This is a genomic window from Phormidium tenue FACHB-1052, from assembly GCF_014696675.1.
GTDB lineage: Bacteria > Cyanobacteriota > Cyanobacteriia > Phormidesmidales > Phormidesmidaceae > Nodosilinea > Nodosilinea tenuis_A.
The window spans coordinates 251195-270533 of sequence record NZ_JACJQN010000003.1 but is presented as its reverse complement, the minus strand read 5'-3'; the positions used below and the strand labels follow the sequence as shown (position 1 = coordinate 270533).

General features: G+C 58.3%; 19 protein-coding genes and 1 tRNA gene. 5 read left to right on the top strand and 15 right to left on the bottom strand.

Features of this window, described 5'->3' with window-relative positions:
• Positions 1-147: 147 nt before the first annotated feature.
• From H6G07_RS07305 to H6G07_RS07285, 5 genes are all read right to left on the bottom strand, one after another.
• Entirely contained in the window at positions 148-762 is a 615-nt protein-coding gene (locus H6G07_RS07305; RefSeq protein WP_073607717.1) for a chromophore lyase CpcT/CpeT, read from the bottom strand.
• A 55-nt stretch (positions 763-817) separates the two neighbouring features.
• A complete protein-coding gene (locus tag H6G07_RS07300) occupies positions 818-1996 on the bottom strand; it encodes a calcium-binding protein (RefSeq protein WP_073607716.1) in 1179 nt (392 codons plus the stop codon).
• 194 nt (positions 1997-2190) lie between these two features.
• The gene (locus H6G07_RS07295; RefSeq protein ID WP_073607715.1) at positions 2191-3012 is read right to left on the bottom strand and encodes an HAD family hydrolase; all 822 of its coding nucleotides are present in this window, start codon (positions 3010-3012) and stop codon (positions 2191-2193) included.
• A gap of 105 nt (positions 3013-3117) precedes the next feature.
• Entirely contained in the window at positions 3118-4251 is a 1134-nt protein-coding gene (locus tag H6G07_RS07290; RefSeq protein ID WP_084172971.1) for an aromatic ring-hydroxylating dioxygenase subunit alpha, read from the bottom strand.
• A 51-nt stretch (positions 4252-4302) separates the two neighbouring features.
• Positions 4303-6258, bottom strand: coding sequence for an FAD-dependent oxidoreductase (locus tag H6G07_RS07285; protein WP_073607714.1), 1956 nt, complete (start codon positions 6256-6258; stop codon positions 4303-4305).
• Between the two features lie 201 nt (positions 6259-6459).
• Here H6G07_RS07285 and H6G07_RS07280 point away from each other — a divergent pair, with 201 nt between their 5' ends.
• From H6G07_RS07280 to H6G07_RS07265, 4 genes are all read left to right on the top strand, one after another.
• Positions 6460-7233 (top strand): ABC transporter permease, encoded by a 774-nt coding sequence (locus tag H6G07_RS07280; protein ID WP_073607713.1) that lies wholly within the window; start codon positions 6460-6462, stop codon positions 7231-7233.
• Between the two features lie 129 nt (positions 7234-7362).
• Entirely contained in the window at positions 7363-8196 is an 834-nt protein-coding gene (locus H6G07_RS07275; protein WP_084172984.1) for a glutamine amidotransferase, read from the top strand.
• A 33-nt stretch (positions 8197-8229) separates the two neighbouring features.
• Entirely contained in the window at positions 8230-9111 is an 882-nt protein-coding gene (locus H6G07_RS07270) for an NAD(P)-dependent oxidoreductase (RefSeq protein WP_073607712.1), read from the top strand.
• A 700-nt stretch (positions 9112-9811) separates the two neighbouring features.
• Positions 9812-10003 (top strand): DUF2949 domain-containing protein, encoded by a 192-nt coding sequence (locus tag H6G07_RS07265; RefSeq protein ID WP_073607711.1) that lies wholly within the window; start codon positions 9812-9814, stop codon positions 10001-10003.
• A 79-nt stretch (positions 10004-10082) separates the two neighbouring features.
• Here the strand turns inward: H6G07_RS07265 and H6G07_RS07260 are convergent, their stop codons facing one another.
• From H6G07_RS07260 to H6G07_RS07215, 10 genes are all read right to left on the bottom strand, one after another.
• Complete coding sequence (locus H6G07_RS07260; protein ID WP_073607710.1) at positions 10083-10625, bottom strand: Uma2 family endonuclease; 543 nt, start codon at positions 10623-10625, stop codon at positions 10083-10085.
• 42 nt (positions 10626-10667) lie between these two features.
• Positions 10668-11795 (bottom strand): NAD(P)/FAD-dependent oxidoreductase, encoded by a 1128-nt coding sequence (locus H6G07_RS07255; RefSeq protein WP_073607709.1) that lies wholly within the window; start codon positions 11793-11795, stop codon positions 10668-10670.
• Between the two features lie 21 nt (positions 11796-11816).
• On the bottom strand, positions 11817-12263 hold the full coding sequence (gene psbQ / locus H6G07_RS07250; protein WP_073607708.1) for a photosystem II protein PsbQ: 447 nt from the start codon (positions 12261-12263) through the stop codon (positions 11817-11819).
• Positions 12264-12351: 88 nt separating this feature from the next.
• Positions 12352-13230 (bottom strand): dihydropteroate synthase, encoded by an 879-nt coding sequence (gene folP / locus H6G07_RS07245; RefSeq protein WP_073607707.1) that lies wholly within the window; start codon positions 13228-13230, stop codon positions 12352-12354.
• Between the two features lie 148 nt (positions 13231-13378).
• Complete coding sequence (locus H6G07_RS07240) at positions 13379-13537, bottom strand: ATP-binding cassette domain-containing protein (RefSeq protein WP_338420683.1); 159 nt, start codon at positions 13535-13537, stop codon at positions 13379-13381.
• Between the two features lie 177 nt (positions 13538-13714).
• On the bottom strand, positions 13715-13984 hold the full coding sequence (locus tag H6G07_RS07235) for a DUF5340 domain-containing protein (RefSeq protein ID WP_073607706.1): 270 nt from the start codon (positions 13982-13984) through the stop codon (positions 13715-13717).
• A gap of 60 nt (positions 13985-14044) precedes the next feature.
• Entirely contained in the window at positions 14045-14938 is an 894-nt protein-coding gene (gene trpC, locus H6G07_RS07230) for an indole-3-glycerol phosphate synthase TrpC (protein WP_073607759.1), read from the bottom strand.
• A 221-nt stretch (positions 14939-15159) separates the two neighbouring features.
• Positions 15160-16596 (bottom strand): dihydrolipoyl dehydrogenase, encoded by a 1437-nt coding sequence (gene lpdA / locus H6G07_RS07225; protein WP_073607705.1) that lies wholly within the window; start codon positions 16594-16596, stop codon positions 15160-15162.
• Positions 16597-16850: 254 nt separating this feature from the next.
• Complete coding sequence (locus H6G07_RS07220; protein ID WP_073607704.1) at positions 16851-17648, bottom strand: TrmH family RNA methyltransferase; 798 nt, start codon at positions 17646-17648, stop codon at positions 16851-16853.
• A gap of 48 nt (positions 17649-17696) precedes the next feature.
• Positions 17697-17780, bottom strand: a tRNA-Leu gene (locus tag H6G07_RS07215).
• 206 nt (positions 17781-17986) lie between these two features.
• On the opposite strand from H6G07_RS07215, the gene murA reads away from it, so the two are divergent.
• Positions 17987-19339, top strand: a complete 1353-nt coding sequence (murA, locus tag H6G07_RS07210) for a UDP-N-acetylglucosamine 1-carboxyvinyltransferase (protein ID WP_216277853.1) — start codon at positions 17987-17989, stop codon at positions 19337-19339.

The following is a 19339-nucleotide window of genomic DNA, read 5'->3' as shown; positions in this document are numbered from 1 at the left end:
TTGGACGGTAAAAGAACAGGGGCGATATCCCACTGGGAACGCTTTGCGAGCGTCTCCAGTGCAGGCCTCAATGGCCTCAAACATCGCTCCAGGGTAACATTGATGGCTGCCCCGCAAGCAGCGAGAACGCCCTGGTTTCCTAGCGCTTTATCCTGGCAGTGCAAAGGCGCTTTGCTTCACTAGCTGAAACGGCCCCATCAGCGGTCCCCAAGTGGGTTTGCCGGTATCAGGGTCAACGCCACGATCCTCTAGGTACAGCACCAGGGGGCTATTGGGGACGGGTGATTCAGGGCCGAGGTCAAACTTGAGCCGCACGTAGGCGGTGATCCCGTTGGCGGTAAAGCTGCACAGGCTATCCCCTGGCAGGCGGGCGCTAAAGGTTTGGCTAGCGGGCCGGTACTCAATGGCCACTCCGCAGGTGGGCAAAGCGATCAGATCTTCGCGGGTAAGGGAGGTGAGGCGATCGGGCTGGGTGGCTGCACCGCTGTAGGCGATCGGGTCGGGCAGCGCGTAATATTGGCCCCAGAGGTGGCTGTCGCGGCTGGTGAGGTGCAAAATGCGCTGGCGATAGGGCGGTTTGCCCGAGGCCACGCTAATTTGCTCAATAAAAAAACTGTACCCTTCACCCAATAGGGCACTGGGCAGAGGTCGTTGCCACAGCCGCAGATGCAAAAACCAGGTTGGGTCGGCCAGGGATTGCTGACGGTTGTCAAACTCTCCTGCCATCTGGGTGGCTAGCTGATTCAGCAGGGCCTCGCTCATAACGTTACCGCGATCGTTCTAGCCCCGATGCTACCGGAAAGTGGCGCAGCTAGACCTATTTCAGTATGGGCAACCCGGCGGGGGGCGTAAAGGTAAGGTTAGCCGGGGTGATAGTGTCGGCCTCGACCCCCAGCAAAATCGCCTCGGTGGTGGCCTGACCCAGAGGCGTGTTCACCAGCACATGGGTGTCGGCCCCCACCTGCACAAAGTTCAAAAAATCTAGCAGATCTTGACCGGCAAACAGAGATTGAGCCGCAATCAGGCTAAAGTCGAGCAGGTCGCCCTCGGCAGCGTTGAAGTCGATGACGGTGTCTGGTGGGGTCGTAGTGCCAGGAGCGGGGTTGTAGGCCCCTGGCGTGTTGAGCCGAAAGATATCGGCCCCGGTACCGCCCACCAGCACGTTGGTATCGCCGCCGCCATCCAGCACATCGTTGCCGGGGCCGCCCATCAGCAGATCATCGCCGCCACCGCCCTCCAGGGTGTCGTTGCCCGCACTGCCGAACAGGCCGTCGTCGCCTACCCCGCCCACCAGCGTATCGTTGCCGAGGCCGCCAAAGGCTAGGTTGAGACCCGCTCCAGTCAAAATCAGGTCATCGCCGCCAAGCCCAAAGACGGCTTCATCAGCAGCGGTGCCAATAAGAAAGTTTTTGCCGTTACTGCCCTGCACCAGGGTGAATACCCGTTCGGTAGCGGGTTGCTCAGTTCCAACCGGGGGAGCTAGGGGTTCGGCGGCAAAAAGCCCGTTTAGGATGGTGGGGAAAAGGTCTGGCGGGGTAGCTACTGGAGACGGGGTACCGCTGGATAGGTCAACCTCGTAGAGGGTGGGGTCACCACTACCGGTTCGACCATAGAAAAAGAGGGTTTCTACTGTCGCCAGGGTGGCGTCAGCAGAGACCAGTGCCCCAGGCAGTGCGTCTGGTGCCAAGGTCACTTCGGCGGATGGATCTATGCCCGCCGGAGGAACTTCTATAAGGGTTGTAACGACCTCTACGATCGGGGCTATCGTATCTTGGGGCACCTCGTCAGGGGAGATGGGCTCCTCCTGAATGAAGGGCTCTGTTGTAGGGGCGGTTTTAGATGGGGGAATGAAGAGATCCGCGACAGGAATTGTAGTGACCTCTGCGATCGGGTCTGCCGTATCGTCGGGCACTTCGTCGAGGGAGTTAGGCTCCTCTCGGATGACGGACTCTGTTGTAGGGGGAGTTTTTGAGGGGGGAACAAAGAGGTCAGTCATAGGAGCACAGGCAGAAACAACAGCAAAGGGTGGGGCTGAGGCTGTGAATTTACTCCAGCGCGATCGCTGAGCGCTGGGGTCTATCCCACATTCTGGCGCGGGGACTAAAATCCGGAAAAATATCGCTTGGTATCGATACGAACAATTCAAGCGATCGCTCCAGTGGTCAAGATTCCGTAAAATTACGGTGAATCCTAGGCTACATTGCTGGGGTCTACCAATACCCACTGCTCGAAGAGGGCGCAAAACTGAGCCAGGTTAATCAGGTGAATAGGGCTGCCGGGCGTGGCGATCGCGGAGTCTCCAGCCAGGGGAATCGCGCGATCGCCCGCCGTGTTGTAGCCCCAGTCGGCTAAAAATAGCGCCACATCGTCCAAATCGGGCTGCTCTTGCACCGCTTGCAGCGCCTTTACCCGGTCTTCTACAAACCAGAGGGTCGCGTCAGCATGGGCGGCTTTGATCTGCCGCAGGGTTTCGTACTTGGGTCGCTTGACCTCTTTGCCTAAAATCCGCTCGCTAGGTAGCGTGACGCCGCCCTTGGCCAGCAATTGCTGAATAAAGCGGCCTTCCTTGGTGGACACAATCACCAGCTCCACCCCCGCCGCGATCGCCTGCTGGAGGCGATCGATCACGCCGGGGTAAAACTGCTGGTAGCTCAACCAGTCGTCAAGGTCGGCTTGAATCCAGCGATCGCGCACCCCATCTACCGCCTTGCCGATGGTGGCGGGCTCAACCCCCGCCTGGGCCAGCAGTTGTGGCACCAGCTCGGGCCAGCGATCCAGAATATCGCGATCGGCCACCCCCGATCTCAGCGCGTAGAGCACCAGCGGCATTTCCCACCCCGTTTCGACCACAGGTCGCAGCGGATAAAAGCGCTCCGCCAACCCCTCCGGCGGAGCCCCCGCCCCCGGTTCAAACACTTCCGAATAGGCTTTCCACGCGGTTTGAAAATACTCCCGCAGCCCGTCGCAGACCACGCCATCAAAATCGAGCGCCAGAATATCAGGGCCAGTCATCGGGGTAAGGGGGTAGGGGGTAGGGAGTCAGCTATCAGGTTTAAGGTATCAGGTTGTCGGGTGCAAGGTGTCGGGTATCTCCCCTCACTCCTCACTCCCTACCCCCTACTCCCCACTCCCCTCCGCCTGCTGCCGAATCAACTGCTGCACCGCCGTCAGCGCCCGGTTCAGCTCCGGCCCTCGGTAGGTGGGGTGCTGATCAAAGGCCTGCTGCTCTTGCTCCAGCATCAGCACGTCTTCGCGTACCAGCCGTCGCAGCACAAAGCTCGCCGAGTTGTTAAAGGCCCGTTTGACAAACCGCCGCACCGTCAGCGGGGTTTTGTGCAGCTTCGGAAACCGCTCTAGAGACGTAAAGTGCAGCAGATAGGCGCGGGTGTGAGTCTCGCTCACTGGGCAAAACAGGCAGTAAATCACGAAGTCATCCCCCAACGTCGATCGCCAGTGGGGATAGTGGTAGTAGACATCCAGCGGCTCGGGGTGCAGCTGCCGCAAGGAAGGGAAGATGAGCTGGCTGGCCGACCAAATTTTGTCGATGCGGTAGTAGCTCTCGGCATCGTAGTGGGCATGAACGTGGGTGTCGTCGGCCTCTAGCCCGGCCAGCACCGGGTTAGCCCACACCTGTGCGCCGCCGTGCAGATGGCCGTGGTACATGTCCATTAAATTCTCAATTAAAAAGGAGTAATGGGCCTGCACGTCGATGGTGGTCAGTGAGCCGATGAAGTTGAGGTGCTCCCACTCGGATACGCCCATGGGGGCGACTGTATCCGCCAGAGCCGCCTCACCAGGGAAGAGCCAGATAAAGCCGTCCCGCTCTTGCACGGGGTACTGGCGTAGCTGGCAGGTAGGCAGCTTTTGTTGGGGCTCCAGGTAGGGCACGTGGGCGCAGCTACCGTCGGGGGCGAACTGCCAGCCGTGGTAGGCACAGGCGATGTTGTCACCCTCGACCGTGCCCTCGCTGAGCTTGACTTGGCGGTGGGGGCAGCGGTCTTCAACGGCGATGGGGGTGCCGGTGCGATCGCGGTACAGCACAATCGGCTGGTGCCACAGGGTCACCGCTAGCGGCTGGATGCTCAATGCTTTGCTCTGGGCCACCACGTACCAATGGTTGAGATTAATTCCCAGTTGTCGCAACGGTAGTTTAGAAGCCGCAGCCTCGTGGGGTATGGAGGAAGCTTGACTCCTTCCCAGATCAGGCTGTTCGAGGGTTGTGACCGCTGCGTCTTTCTCTAATCTGTCCATCTCACACATGCCTATCGCTGAAGACAATCTACCGATGCCGGGAACGATTCCCTAAATTTTCAGCACCCCTTCGGGGTTGACCGAGAGAATGGGACGGCGCTGCACCCCTTCCCGCTGCAAAATGGCGTTGGCCGCCAGCAAACCGCTGCTCACCGCTCGCTCCATCAGGCCGCAGGGGAAGGGCATGCGCACCCAGTCGCCCGCAAACAGCAGGTTATCGGCGGCGGTGACGGTTTGGGGGCGGTTAGCAAAGCTGCCGGGGGGGAAACCGGCAAAATTCTTTTGGTTCACCAGCTGGCGGTGCAGCACGGTCGCGCCCTTTAGCTCCGGCACAATTTCGTAGAGTTCGGCCTCAAAGGTGTCGAGAATATCGGCCTGGGTGGGAAAGTCTTTCTCTTTGTAGCAGTAGGCGTGCAGCTCGACGACGCTGCCCCCGGTGCGATCGCCCCAGGCAATGTAGTCGTCTTGAATGCGGTGATAGAGGGTAATGCTATCGGTGAGCTTATAGCCCGATAGGGAGGTAAACCAGCTGTGCTGCCAGTCGAAGTCGCGATCGAGCCAAAAGCGGCCCACGGCAAAGGGGTCAGCCACCTGGAGCTGGTCGATTTGGGCAACCAGGGTGGGTTCTACCTCGCCGTCGGATAGCGAAAAGAGCGCTTTGATGCCGGGGATGTCGGCAGCCATGACGTAGTAGTCGGCGGTGAGGTCGTGGGCGACGTTGGGCACGCCATCGACGTTGGCGGCCATGAGCTGGACGCGATCGCCCTCTCGCTGCAACACTTTAAATTCCGTCAGATTCTCCTGTGCGGGGCCAGCCAGCACCGCGCCATCGCTGGCGTAGGCGGCCCCGTGGCAGGGGCAGAGGTAGCCTTCCGCCGTTGTGGTCACCTGGCGCTGCACGCTACAGCCTTGATGGGTGCAGGTCAACGATAGGGCTGTCTTAGCCCCCGGCGCGACAGAATAGACGCTGTCGCCCGCACCGAAATATTCCATCTGGTCTGAACTTAGCAGGGGATTGCGATCGACCCAAAAAGGCACAGGGTTAACGGCAACGCTGCCCTTTTGGTAGGTCACCCCCGCCACTTTGCCCTCAGCCCAGGCCACCTGGCTGACGGTCACGCCGGTCAGCACCTGGCCACCGTTGGCCTGAATGGCCGCAACCATGGGGTCCACCAGCGATCGCCCCATATCTTGACGGGTGCCGTTAAAGGCCAGCCCCTCCGGGTTGCCAAAGAAATAGAAGTGAAAAAACTGCATCAGTTCCCCGGCGCTGAGCACATCGGGGGAGTTGAGGCTCGATTTGGCAAAGGGCAAAAAGTAGAGGTCGTAGAGCCCGCGCGGAAAGTCGTTGCCCACCCACTCGGTCACTGATAGCTGGTCGAGACGTTCGTAGGTTTGAGGATTGCGGAAGCCGGTAATTTCTCGAAACACCTGGAGATGCTTGAGATGGGTGAGGTTGATGCCCCACTCCAGCCGGTTCGAAGAGGAAATGGCCAGATCGACAATATTCCACGGAAACGCGGAATTGCTGGGGCGAAACACCTCGGGGTCGTAGTGGTCTTTGTAGACCAGCGAATAGTAGTCGAGGGACTTGAAATTCTGCTGAATGCTCAGCTCGTCCACCAAGCTAAACAGGTTGTAGTACTGCGGGAAAAAGCCGTGGAAGCCGTGCTCCATCATGAAGGAGTCGTCGCCCACCTGGATCGGCCAGCTAGCGATTTTGCCGCCGAGCTGGGGCGATCGCTCCAGCAAGGTCACCGCCACACCGCGCTGGCTGAGTTCGTAGGCCGCCGCCAGCCCTGCCAAACCGCCGCCAATCACCACCGCCGTTGTGGGCTTGCCAACCTGGGCGGGCAGTTCGAGGCGATCGCGCTGAAACACCGTGGGCTGGGGTTTGCTCAGGCGCGAATAGCTCAGTAGCGCTGCTATCCCCCCAACGCCAAACAGCTTGAGGACGTTGCGACGGGCCAGGGTTTGGGCAAACAGCCCCTCTATAGATTGACTCATCTGAAGTTGTAGGCGTTGCTTGGGTCAAACTCGCCTTAGGGATGCCCCCAAGGGTGTGTGGAGAGCGACTTGGGCATTAACGGTAACACAGTCTCTCAGCCAGGAGAGGCATCGGGCGCTCCCGGCCAGAGGAGGCTGTATCCCGCGTGAAACCTGTTAAAGACTGTAGTATTAAGTTGCCTTTACAGTCTACTCATCCTGATGAAATACGCGCGAGAGACCCTAGCGGTTGCCCAGCGAATTTTAATCGAGCTGTGGCGGCGGCGGCGCAGTCTGGTTTTTTGGGCGATTTTCCCGGTTATTCTGCTCATTCTCAATAGTTTGATCCTGCAAGAACGGTTGCAGATTACCCTGGCCGAGGCCTATACCCAGGCGGCTCCCTCGACCCTGGTGGGGGCGGCGCTGTTCTTTAGCGGGCTGGGGGGCAGCGTGGCCACGGTGGTCTCCGAACGCGAACAAAAGACGCTGAAGCGCTTGTTTCTGTCACCCTTGAGCGGGGTGTCGTATTTTTTGGGCATTTGTCTGGCCTATGGGGTGATTGGGCTGGCTCAGGCGGCCTTAGTGTATGCGATCGCCCTCTCCCAGGGGGCCACCCTCGACGGCAACCCCCTCGCCAACCTGCTGATTGTGGTGCTCAGCATCGCTGCCTACGTCGGAGTGGGCTTCGTGCTAGGCACCCAACTAGCCCGCCGCACCGAAGATGTCAACGCCCTAATCGCGGCCTTTGGCATTCCACTGATGATTTTGGGGGGCACCTTTCTACCCACAGCCTTTTTCCCCGATTCCCTGGCCCAGCTCACCCGATACAACCCCATCTACCACATGATCGAAGCCCTGTCGGGGGTAGTGGTCGAGGGCAGCACCCTAGCAGATGTGGGTGAGCATGTGCAGTTTTTGGGACTGTTTGCGATCGCCATGGTGGTCGCTGGCTGGCTGGCCTACCGCCGCATGGTGCAGGTTGAGCGCCAGCTCTAGAAGCGGCTTAGCTCCGGTTCTGAGCTGAAGCGATACAGTGATAAAGACGCTTCCTCGGGCGATCGCGCCGGGTCAGGGTTAGCAGCCCGCTGTTTAGGAACGCTTTTACAGATATCATTGCGCCCCGCTGTGAGTTCTAATCACCCCGTTTTAGTCGTTGTGCACCAGTCCACCTCCAACCCAGGTCGGGTGGGGGAAGCGCTGCGCGACCTGGGCTTTGCCCTCGATGTTCGCTGCCCGGCTCTAGGTCAACCGCTGCCTGCTAACCTCGATCGCCACAGCGGCACGGTGGTGTTTGGTGGCCCCATGAGCGCCAACGACGACCACCTCGACTTTATAGCCCAAGAGATCGACTGGATTGCCCTGGCCCTAGCCGCCGACAAACCCTACCTAGGCATTTGCCTGGGGGCGCAGCTACTGGCCCGAACCCTGGGAGCCGCCGTCACCCGTCACCCTGAGGGCACGCGCGAAATCGGCTACTATCCCATTCTGCCGACCCCTTTAGGGAAGGGACTACTGCCCGGCCCGCTAATGGTCTACCAATGGCACCAGGAAGGGTTTACGCTGCCGAGCGGCAGCCACCTGCTGGCCACCGGCACCACCTTTCCCCACCAGGCATTTCGCTATGGGCGGTGGGCCTATGGGCTTCAGTTTCACCCCGAAATCACCGCTGCCATGGTCAACCACTGGACGACCGAAGGCGCTGACCAGTTAACCTATCCTGGTGCCCAGGGGCGAGCCCATCACCTCAGCCAGCATCGCCTCTACGGGGCAGCGGTAGAGCGCTGGTTGCGTCAGTTCTTAGCCGAGTGGCTAGGGGCCACCGCCCAGGCCGAAGCCGCGTGGGGACAGTACCATTCCCTTTCCCACCATCGCCGGGCGCAGGAGGCCGCAATTCCCACCGGGATTGCTTCGCAAATCGCCTCTGGCCAAAGGCCACAAACCATGACCGAAACCGGCTAAACCATTCCATTTATGTTAGGGAGGACACCACGGGTGAACATTGGGGTAATTGGTACCGGGTTGATGGGGTCGCCCATGGCGCTCAGGCTGCTGTCAGCCGGGCATAGGGTTTGGGTCTACAACCGCACTCCCGATCGGCTCAAACCTTTGGAGTTGGCGGGGGCAAAAGTCTCTGCTACGCCCCTTGCTCTAATTCAGAATGTAGAAGCCGTTATTTTTATGGTCACCAATGGGGAGGCGGTGCGATCGCTCCTTGAAGACATGGGTGTGAGCGAGTGCCCATCGCCCCTAAACCACAAAGCCATTATTCAAATGGGCACCATTGCCCCCGCAGAAAGTCAGCAGCTCAGCCAAATGGTGGCCCAGGCCGGGGGCACCTACCTAGAGGCTCCAGTCCTGGGCAGCATTCCCGAAGCCAAAAACGGCAAGCTGATCATCATGGCCGGAGCCGAAAATGAGGCCTATCAACGCTGGCAGCCCCTGCTGCAATGCTTGGGCACCACCCTCTACTATGTCGGCCCTGTGGGCAGCGCCGCCACCCTCAAGCTGACCATGAATCAGTTAATTGGCTCGCTTACCGCCGCCTTTGCCCAAAGTCTAGGGCTAGTGCAGGCGGCTGGCATCGATGTCGATATCTTCATGGCGGTGTTGCGCCAGAGCGCCCTCTACGCCCCCACCTTCGACAAAAAGCTGCACCGCATGCAGACCCGCCAGTTTGCCGACCCCAACTTTCCGACCAAACATTTGCTAAAAGACATGGGGCTGTTTGTGTCCGCCGCTAAGGCTGCTGGGCTTTCTCCCTTCCCTGCCGAAAGTGTGCGCCAGCTGGTCGAGCAGGCCGTGCAGGCCGGTTTTGGCGACGATGACTATGCTGCCCTATTCAATATCGTCAGCCCCTTACCTAAACCAGAATAGAATAATTTTTTAGGAAAGCTCGGCTGGCTCGGTTCGAAAAACCTGGGTTCGAAACCAGGCAGTGTACCGCTTCGCGCTCCGTTGGGATAGTCTGCACCACCCCGAAATACTATTGCAAATGTTCATTATCAACGGCTGCCATATGTCTGTAGCCTGTCAAGCCTGGGTAGACAGCCCCGAATGCCAAGATTCAAGCCTAACAGGCATTTTTCGCGCTTCCATTTTCGTTCGTTTGCTAAGTGCGCCATTGCGCTATCCCAAGTTTTGCCAGGGGTAGTGGCTGAGAGCCTACGCACAGTAACCCTAGCTATGCTTAGAGCCAACTCCAGTAGTCAAACTCCTCTACGACGGGAGTTCGGTCAAAATTGTTCTGAAGTTTGACAAATATTACAGGTTTCAACATTCCGTAAAGCTATGCCCGAGTTTTTATGCTATTTTTGGGCATCTTTTATCACAGCCAACGGTGACAACTACTGAAGCATTGCCTTGTGAAAATCAAGGATTGAGAGGTGATCGTCTCCCAGTAGCCTCACAACGGCGATGAGTCTCTTCCCTTGCGAGAGAGAGCACCTATCGGCGGCGATGTGATAAAAGTTCAGTTAATCCATCGTGAAATTGATGTTGCCAGGGATGCATCCTTGTGTAAAATCGTGGGCAATATCTGCAAACCCTAGCGCCCCTTTAAGGAGGTGAGACTTATATGACGGTGAGCACTCAACCCAATCTCATTCGGTTTCTACAGGATGAATTAGCCATTTCGACGGCCTCACTTCAGGTCGCTTTAAAGCACAGCGAGCAAGACCCTGGCCCGTTACCCATGATTCTGTGGCAGTACGGCTTAATAACCCTAGAGCAACTAGAGCAGATCTATGACTGGATGGAAGCGGCATAAGCCAAAGGCACCCCTGCCTGAATGTTGAGAGGCGTGGCATTGGCTGCGCCTCTTGCCGTTTCTAGGAGCGCTTCTAGAATTACTCGAATACTAAGGGCCACAGGTCGGCTACGGCTACCTCCCATCCTGGCAGCAGGTCGGGCACTGCTAGGCGATCGCCATCTCCCAAAAGAATCGCTTCATCCCCAGCTCGATACACCTCTACACACCGAGCCTCAGGGTCAATGAGAATGCCCACCTGGGTGCCCAGGGCCAAAAAATCTTGAATTTTGCTCCGCAGCTTCGTCAGTTTGTCCGTTGGTGATTTTACTTCGACCATCAAGTCGGGAGCCAGTTCTGCAAAGGAACGAGGGCTGCGCCGCAACCGCTCAGCTTTGACAAACGAAACATCGGGAGCGCGGGTGTCAGCGTTAGGCAGTATGAAACCAGCGCTAGAACCCGTGACTCGACCGAGCTGACGAGGGCGTACCCAGTTGCCAAGCACTCGCGCCAGTTCAATCGAGACCTCATCTGACTCGTAGCTAGAGGGGCTCATAATTGTCACCTCACCATCTACCAACTCCATGCGATAGTCGGGGTGTGCGGCCTGAAGTCTCTCTAATTCGCGAATTGTTAGCGTCATGACTTAACCCTCGTAGCAGAGGTGTTTGCTTCATCATAACCATCAGCCTAGCTGCTCTAGAAGGTCACGGATTGCTAGAGCAGTGGCAGGGGCGAGGAGGACACCGTTGCGGTAGTGGCCAGTGGCCAGCCAAATATTGCTGTACCCCATCAAGGGTTGGATAACTGGAGCAGCTTGGCCCTGGGGCCGAGGGCGAAGGCCCGACCAGCGCTGGGTAATGTTGCCCGTCGCTAGCGCTGGACAGTAGGCTACTGCACCAGCTAGCACCTCATCTAGCCGATCGGCCTCAGGCTGCATAGCCATTGCATCTTCTAAGGCGATTTCGGGCGGAAACTCTACCGTAGCCCCGACCCAGTAGTCGCCCTTGCCCAGGGGCACCAGGTGAATGTCGTTGCCATTGACCACGGGCTGAAAGTCAGAGTGCTCTAGCGGCTTGTCTAGGTGAAGGCAGAGGGCTTGGCCCAGCACTGGGCCAATGGGGATGGGCTGGTGGAGAGCTTGGGTGAGGGGTAGAGTCTCTAACCCTGCGGAAATCACGATCGCATCCGCTGGAAAGCTTTGATTTGAGGTATGCACAGCGGCACAGCGACGGTCTTCCTCGGGTAAAGCTTCCACCTCAGCGCCATCAAACCCCACTACGGGTTGGCCAAAGTAGAACTCAGCCCCATTTGCCTGGGCACCGGCCACCAGCGCCAGCGTGAGATCCGTAGGATTGACCTGAAAATCTTGGGGCGAGTAGATGCCGACAATAACTCCAGCGGTGCTGAGGTGAGGGCAGCGATCGCGCACCCGCTCTGGTTCCCACAGTTTCAGCTCGTACCCCTGTTGGTGGCGAATGGTTTGGAGCGATCGCCACCGGGGCAGTTCCGCCGCCGCAAAACAGAGGCTGAGAATGCCGTGGGTATTGTGCTGAATGGCTCGCCCGGTTAGCGCTTCCAACTCTGGAATCAGGGTTTGATAGCGCTTTAGGCTGCGCTCTCGCAGTCGCCAGTTGCGGCCTTTCACCTTATGGCTAATCACCGCCATGCCCACCCCCAGGGCGGCGGCGGTAGATCCCTGGGCTGGGGCCGTTTGATCGATCACCGTGACCTGAACCCCTTGGCAGAGGCTCAGTTCGTAGGCGATCGCGGCCCCGACAACGCCGCAGCCAATGATGGTGATGTGCTTCAAGGGAGGGTGAGCTAAATCGGTCTATTGAAACGTCGGCACCAGACTCAAGAAAGAGTCAAAGTCGTCGAGAGCATTGCGGTACTCTTGACCAGCGATCACCTGCTGGTTGTTGGCGGCAGCTTCGTCTAGGCGCTCTAGGTGAGTGTAAATCTCCTTGGCGAGAGACTGGGCCTGGGGCTTGTCTTTAATTAGCAATGTGCCCGCCAGCCGGTTGACCCGCGTCCGCATTTCGCCCATGGGGCCGTGGATAAAGCTCTGCACGTTCACCCAGTCTTTCTTTTGAATGTAGCTTTGAAGCTCGGGGAAGCGATCGCGCAGCTCGGCTACAGCAGGGGTATACAGCTCTACCTGCTGCAATAGCTCTGGGGTATAGGTCGTCGGTATTTTCGCTGCCGGGCCACCGCAGGCCACCAGGCAGGAGGCCACTACCGCCAGCAAAATTCCCAAAAGAGGTCTGAAGCGTCCCATAGTTAACCTTTGCGCTCTCTACATCAGTCGTCTGTATTTTACGCCGCTATGGGATTCTTACAAACCCATTAGCACCGCGATACGCGCGTTAATGGGTTCCTCGCCACACTGCGTCGGCCACGCGACACACGTCGTGCATCTCTGCCCCATCGTGGACGCGGATAATATCAGCTCCGCCAGCGATCGCCGCACAACAAGCCGCCGCCGTACCCCACACCCGCTGCTGGGGGTCGGGCTGGTCTAAAATCCAGCCGATAAAGCTCTTGCGGGAGGGGCCGACCAGCAGCGGTCGCCCCAGATCGCGGAACCGATTGAGCTGCCGCAGCAGTTCTAGGCTTTGGGCAGAGGTTTTGGCAAAGCCCAGACCGGGGTCAACGGCAATCTTGCTCGGTTTAACGCCCACCGCGATCGCCGCTTCGATCTGGTGCTGCAAAAACTCGTGAATCTCGCCCACCAGATCGTGGTAGTCGGTGCGCTGCTGCATCGTAATTGGGGTGCCCCGCAGATGCATAATCATGATCGGCACGCCCAGGTCGGCCACCGTCGAGAGCATGGCATTGTCGTAGGTGCCCGCTGAGATGTCGTTGACAATGTCGGCCCCGGCCTTGACTGCCGCCCGCGCCACCGACGACCGGGTAGTATCCACCGAAATAATGGCCTGGGCCAGGGTGTCGTCGTCATCGCGACGAATAGCCTCAATCACCGGAATCACCCGCTCTAGCTCTTCAGTACGGGAAATTGACTCGGCCCCCGGTCGGGTAGACTGGCCACCAATATCAAGAATGTCGGTACCGTGGTGCACCAGATGGCGCGCTTGGGCTACGGCTCGCTCAAGGGTATTAAACTGCCCGCCGTCGCTAAAGCTGTCGGGGGTGACGTTGAGCACCCCCATTAGGTAGGTGCGGCTGCCCCAGGTCAAGGTGCGATCGCGAATTTTCCAGGGAGACGGCACCGTCAGCAAAGACATGATAATTTACTCAGCTAGAACCTCTGCCTAGCTTAGACGAATTAGGGGTTTGGGAGTTGGGGTTTTGGGCTAAGGGTATAGGGGTCAAGGTATCCAGCTTGCCATTCACGGTTTTGCCATAGACCGTTTGCCGTTCACCTTGAATCTCCTAAAGCACCTTTTCTAAAAGCTGCTGGGCGCGATCGCTCTTGGGCGCACTAAAAAATACGTCCGGTGGCGCGTTTTCCACCAGGTAGCCGCCGTCGAGAAACAGCACTCGGTTGGCCACCTCGCGGGCAAAGCCCATCTCGTGGATGACAATCGCCATGGTGATGCCCGTTCTGACTGCGGAGACAGTTCCATGCCAGGGGTCTCTACCGCCAGATTTTCAGCCAGCCCCTCTTGAATCGAGCCTAGCTGCACCCCAACGGTTTTGTTGATATGGCTTGCAGCGAAAAAAGTTTGCTGGAAGTAGGGAAAACTACCGTTTTGCCAAGTCTTGCCCCTAGGGAGCGATGTCTTTAGGTAAAAAGCGATCGCCCAACTGGTTGGTTGACCACTGATATTCAACGTCGATCTTGACCTGTCTACAGGTTTCTTCGAGCTGGCGCTGCTGCGACAGAGCCTTGCGCAAAGCAACGATCAACTCTTGCACCTGCACCCGAATCTGAGGATTTTGGTAGGCCACCGACATGGTTTGCTGCTCTAGCAGTCGTAGCAGCAGTTCGTAGTGAATGTGTGACGGGAGCGGGAGCGGGTTGCCTAGATTTGCCATTGCGGTGCCCCAGGATGAGATCTGTTGATTAAACCAGGAAGTCGTTAAAGACTTCAGTATCTAGTCCGTATTTTTTTCATAAAGCTGGTCAATGGCTAAGCCCGGATCGGGCTGGCGAATCAGCGACTCACCCACCAGCACGGCCCCCACTCCAGCCGCCGTCACTGCCCGCAGGTCGGCTGGGGTATGAATGCCCGACTCGCTAACCAATAGAGCATTGCTGGCGGCTAGAGCCTCGCGGCGCGCCTCAATCAGCTCTGCGGTGGTCTCTAGGCGGGTGGTAAAGGTTTCCAGATCTCGGTTGTTGATGCCAATCAGCGCCAGATTCGGCACCGCCAGCACCCGATCTAACTCCTCCAGGGTGTGAACTTCAACCAGCACCGCCATCCCCAGAGCTTTGGCAATCTGGGCAAAGTAGGCCAGATCTTGGTCAGAGAGAATGGCGGCAATTAGCAGCACCGCGTCGGCCCCCTTCGACCGGGCCAGATACATTTGGTAGGGGTAGATGATGAACTCTTTGCACAGCAGCGGCAGATCAACCGCTGCCCGAATCTGGGTCAGGTAGTCAAAGTCTCCCTGAAAGAAGGTTTTGTCGGTGAGCACCGAGAGGCAGGTAGCTCCGTGGGCGGCGTAGGTTTGGGCGATCGCCACCGGGTCAAAATCAGGCCGCATTACCCCCTGGCTGGGAGAGGCCTTTTTCACTTCAGCAATCAGCGCTGGCGTGGTGCGACCATCGCGCAGAGCGGCAACAAAGTTGCGGGGCGGGGGGGCATCGAGCACCTGCCGCTGCAAATCGGCTAGGGGTAGGCGCTCCCGCAGCTGAGCGACCTCTGTCTCCTTCTGCCAAACAATTTCTTCTAAAATATTTTGGGGTTCGGCATCGTCCACTTTAATTTGGTACTGCAAGTGTTTAACCGCAACAGCGGGATTGGGAGGGCGGCGGCGAATCTTCATCTTTGGAGTTTGATATGGGCGATCTTGAATAGTAGGGTGGGCAATGCCCACCCCTGTCTGGGCTAATTACCAGTTTCTAAATTGTAGGGTGGACATCACCGCCATCGCTTGAGCACACCATCAAACCGTAAAGTCACTGCCCGGCTGATGGAACTAGTCCTGCCCCTTAGTCCTACCCCCTAAAACTGGGGTAGGTGGTGGGCAATGCCCACCCTACGCATCTAGGCCGAGACTACCACCGCCCGCTTAAAGGCTTCGTCGAGCACTTCCGAGAGGGTGGGGTGGGTGTGGACGCAGAACGACAGTTCGGTTACGGTCTGACCGTTGGCGATCGCATTGGCCGCTTCCTGAATCAGATCCGCCGCGTGCATACCAATGATGTGAGCGCCGAGAATTTCGCCAGTGTCTTTGCGGTAGATCACCTTGGCGAGCCCGTCACCCTCTCCCTCGGCTAGAGCCTTAGAGTTGCCCTTAAAGTAAGTCTTCACGGTGTCGATGGCAAAGCCCTCGGCCTCGGCTAGGGTCTTGGCGGCGGGTTCTGTCATCCCCACAAAGCTGACCTCGGGGTGGGTAAAGGCCGCCGCCGGAATGCTGAGGTAGTTGATCTGGCGCGGCTCGCCGCAGATGGTTTCGACCGTGAGAATACCCTGGGCTGAGGCGGCGTGGGCCAGCATCATTTTGCCGGTAGCATCGCCGATCGCCCACAGATGGGGCACCGGTTCGCCGTTTCGCAGCACTTGCAGGTGATCGTCCACAGGAATGAATCCCCGGCGATCGGCCTCGACGCCAACTTTTTCTAGACCCAAATCCTTCGTAGCCGGGATGCGCCCGGTAGCTACCAGGCAGGCGTCCACTTCCAGAGTCTCGACCACTTCACGGGTTTCGCGATTGGCCAACTCGATTACCACCGGGGAACCGGGAGTCACCTTCTGAGCAATCACGCCAGCGCGGGTTTCGATGTCGCGGGGGGCAATCAGCACCCGCTGAGCGATCTTGGCAATGTCGGGGTCGAAGGTGGGCATCAGCTGATCCAGCGCTTCGATGATGGTGACTTCGCAACCCAGGGCGGTGTAGACATCGGAGAACTCCAGGCCGATGTAGCCACTGCCGATGATGGCGATCCAGTCGGGTAGCCAGTCGAGCTTCAGGGCTTCGTCGCTGGTGAAGACGGTTTTGCCGTCGGTTTCAATGCCGGGGGGCACAAAAGGCACCGAGCCGGGCGACAGAATAATATCTTTGGCCGTCACAATTTTTTCGCCATCGGGGGTGGCGATCGCCGCCTTCTGCTCCCCCGCCAGCCGCGCCCAGCCCTTAATGATATCGACTCCCAGCCGAGTGAGGCTGTTGGTCATATCGCCCTGGATTTTGCTGACCAGATTTTTGGCGTGGTCGGCAATGGCCTCGCGATCGTAGGTGACATTGCCCACCGAAATGCCCAGAGATTTTAGGTGGTGTTCGTTGCGCAGCTCTCGCACTCGGCCCGACGCTGCCAGCAGCGCCTTAGAGGGAATGCAGCCCCGGTTGACGCAGGTGCCCCCCATCACATCGGCTTCAACAATGGCCGTCTTTAACCCCCGCTTCACCGCGTGCAGGGCAGCCCCGTGGCCCCCTACCCCAGCACCAATAATTAGCAGGTCGTAATCAAATGCGTCGCTCACAGCAGGCTCCTGAACAGGTAATCCAATAATCCAAACAGGGTCGATTCAAGCTAGGTCGTGGGAGGATTCTGCCCTCAGCCTAGCGGCAAATGCGGGCTAGAGACATGGGTCGTAGAGTATGGATGCTACGACAAACAAAGTTTCTTTTCATTCTTGACCACCGAGAGCAATCAGACAAGCCGGGGAGGGTGATGAAAGTTTTGAGTGTTTAGTTTCGAATTTTGAATTCAACCCCTGAACTCAAAATTCAAAACTTATCTCTCTCTCCCACTTCCCCACTCCCGCTGCCGCCGCGCCTCATAGAGCAGCAGCGCCGCCGAAACCCCCACATTGAGGGACTCTACTCCTCCCGCCATCGGAATTCGCACCTGTACCGTAGCCTGGCGCTGAAGGTCTGCCGACAGCCCGGTCCCCTCATTGCCCAGCACAATCACTGTGGGTTTGGTGAAATCCACCGACCAATAGTCCACCGTGGCGTGGGAACTGGCGGCTACTAGCTGCACTCCCGCCTGATGCCAACTCGCCAGAATAGTATTCAAATCGTCTACCACTGCCAGGGGCAGCCGAAACCACTGGCCTGCTGAGGCCCGCAGTACTTTGGGATGATCGGGGGCGACGCTATCGGTACTGAGCCACAGGCCATCGACTCCAGTGGCTACCGCTGTGCGAATGATCGTGCCCAGGTTGCCGGGGTCTTGCAGGGTTTCTACTACTAGCCCAATGCCCTCAAGCTCAGGATTTGGGGTGCGGAGAAGCTGGGGGGCGATCGCCACTATCCCATCGGGGTGCTGGGTCGTTGCCATGCCTTCTAAAACAGCGTCAGACACCAGCTCAACTCGCTCGGCCCGCTGCTCTAGTTCCAAGGCCAAATTGGGATGAGCCTTTTGCCAAGCCGGGGTGTAGCAGGCGATGTCTAAGGGATAGCTAGTGGCGAGGGCTTCCTGGATCAGGTGGGTGCCTTCGAGCAGAAATTGGCTTTGCGATCGCCGTGCCTTGGCCTGGTGCAGCTTCCTAAACAGTTTAACCAGGGGATTTTGCAGGCTCGTAAGCATGACGTAATCCCCTGGTTAACCGTTTGACTGTCGTTGTCGACTATGAGATGCGGAACCCGGGACTTGAACCCGGACATTATTGCTAACACTAGGACCTGAACCTAGCGCGTCTACCAATTCCGCCAGTTCCGCTGGCCGGGCGTTATTACCGCCGCGATTTGTAATCATGCACTGAGTTTGCGTCGAAGTCAAGCGTGTAAAAAAAGATTTCGTGATTTTAAGTGAATCGGCTATCCTGATGTGGCCAAGCCCGGCAAATAAGTCTTGACTACTGTGGCGAAATTGATGATTTCGAGTAGAATCTAGACGAAATTTGGGAAAAGGTGGAGTTATCAGTCGTGGAGGACACCGCTATCGTTACGTCCATTGGTTTACCTAACCCTGTAGCCGCTGCCGAAGCGGATGGTGCTGTCCTTGAAATTACCGGCGGGACTCCCCTAAGAGGCCAAGCCACCATCAGCGGAGCCAAAAATTCTGCCCTGGTGGTGATGGCCGGTACCCTGCTCTGCTCCCAGCCCTGCCGCATTCGCAATATTCCTCACCTGATGGATATTGAGTGCATGGGGGAGGTGCTCACTGCCCTCGGGGTAAGCCTCAAGCGCGAAGACGATGCCCTAGTGGTAGATGCCAGCACCATCGCTCATACCAAAGCGCCCTACGACCTAGTGAGTCGTCTGCGCGCCAGCTTTTTTGTCATCGGCCCGCTGCTCGCCCGCATGGGAGTAGCGCGCATTCCCCTGCCCGGTGGCTGCGCGATCGGGGCTCGCCCGGTAGAGCTGCACGTGCGAGGGCTTCAGGCTATGGGGGCCGATGTTCATATTGAGCACGGCACCGTTCACGCCTACGTACCCGGCAGCAGTAGACGGCTGCAAGGGGCCAAGATTTACCTCGACTACCCCAGCGTGGGGGCCACCGAAACCCTAATGATGGCGGCTACCCTGGCCGACGGCGAAACCATTATTGAAAACGCCGCCCAAGAGCCTGAAGTCACTGACTTAGCCAACTTCTGCCGGGCCATGGGAGCACGGATTCGCGGCGCGGGCACCAACACCATCACCATTGCTGGGGTGCCCAGCCTGCACAGCACTGACTATGGCATTATCCCAGACCGTATTGAGGCGGGCACTCTGCTGGTGGCCGGGGCTATCACCCGCTCCGAAATCAGTCTCCACCCCGTCATTCCTGAGCACCTGACGGCGGTGATTGCCAAGCTTCAGGAAATTGGTGGCCAGGTAGTGGTCGATGGCCCCAGTCGGGTGCGCTACGTGCCCTCCCACAGCATTTCCCCTACCGATATTCAAACCGGGCCGTTTCCGGGTTTCCCCACCGATATGCAGGCCCAGTTTATGGCGCTGATGGCGGTCTGCGAGGGCAGTAGCCTGATCACCGAAACGGTGTTTGAAAACCGCCTGCGCCACGTGGCCGAACTCAACCGTATGGGGGCCGATATTCGCCTCAACGGCAACTGCGCCATCATCAAGGGCGTTCATCAGCTCTCGGGGGCTCCGGTGCTGGCCACCGACCTGCGGGCCTCGGCGGCACTGGTGCTGGCCGGTCTGGCGGCCAAGGGCACCACTACCATCCAGGGTCTGCACCACCTCGATCGCGGCTACGACGATCTAGAGGGCAAGCTTCGGCTGCTGGGTGCTAATCTGCGGCGCTACAACGATGGCTCAGTTCCTGCTATTTAG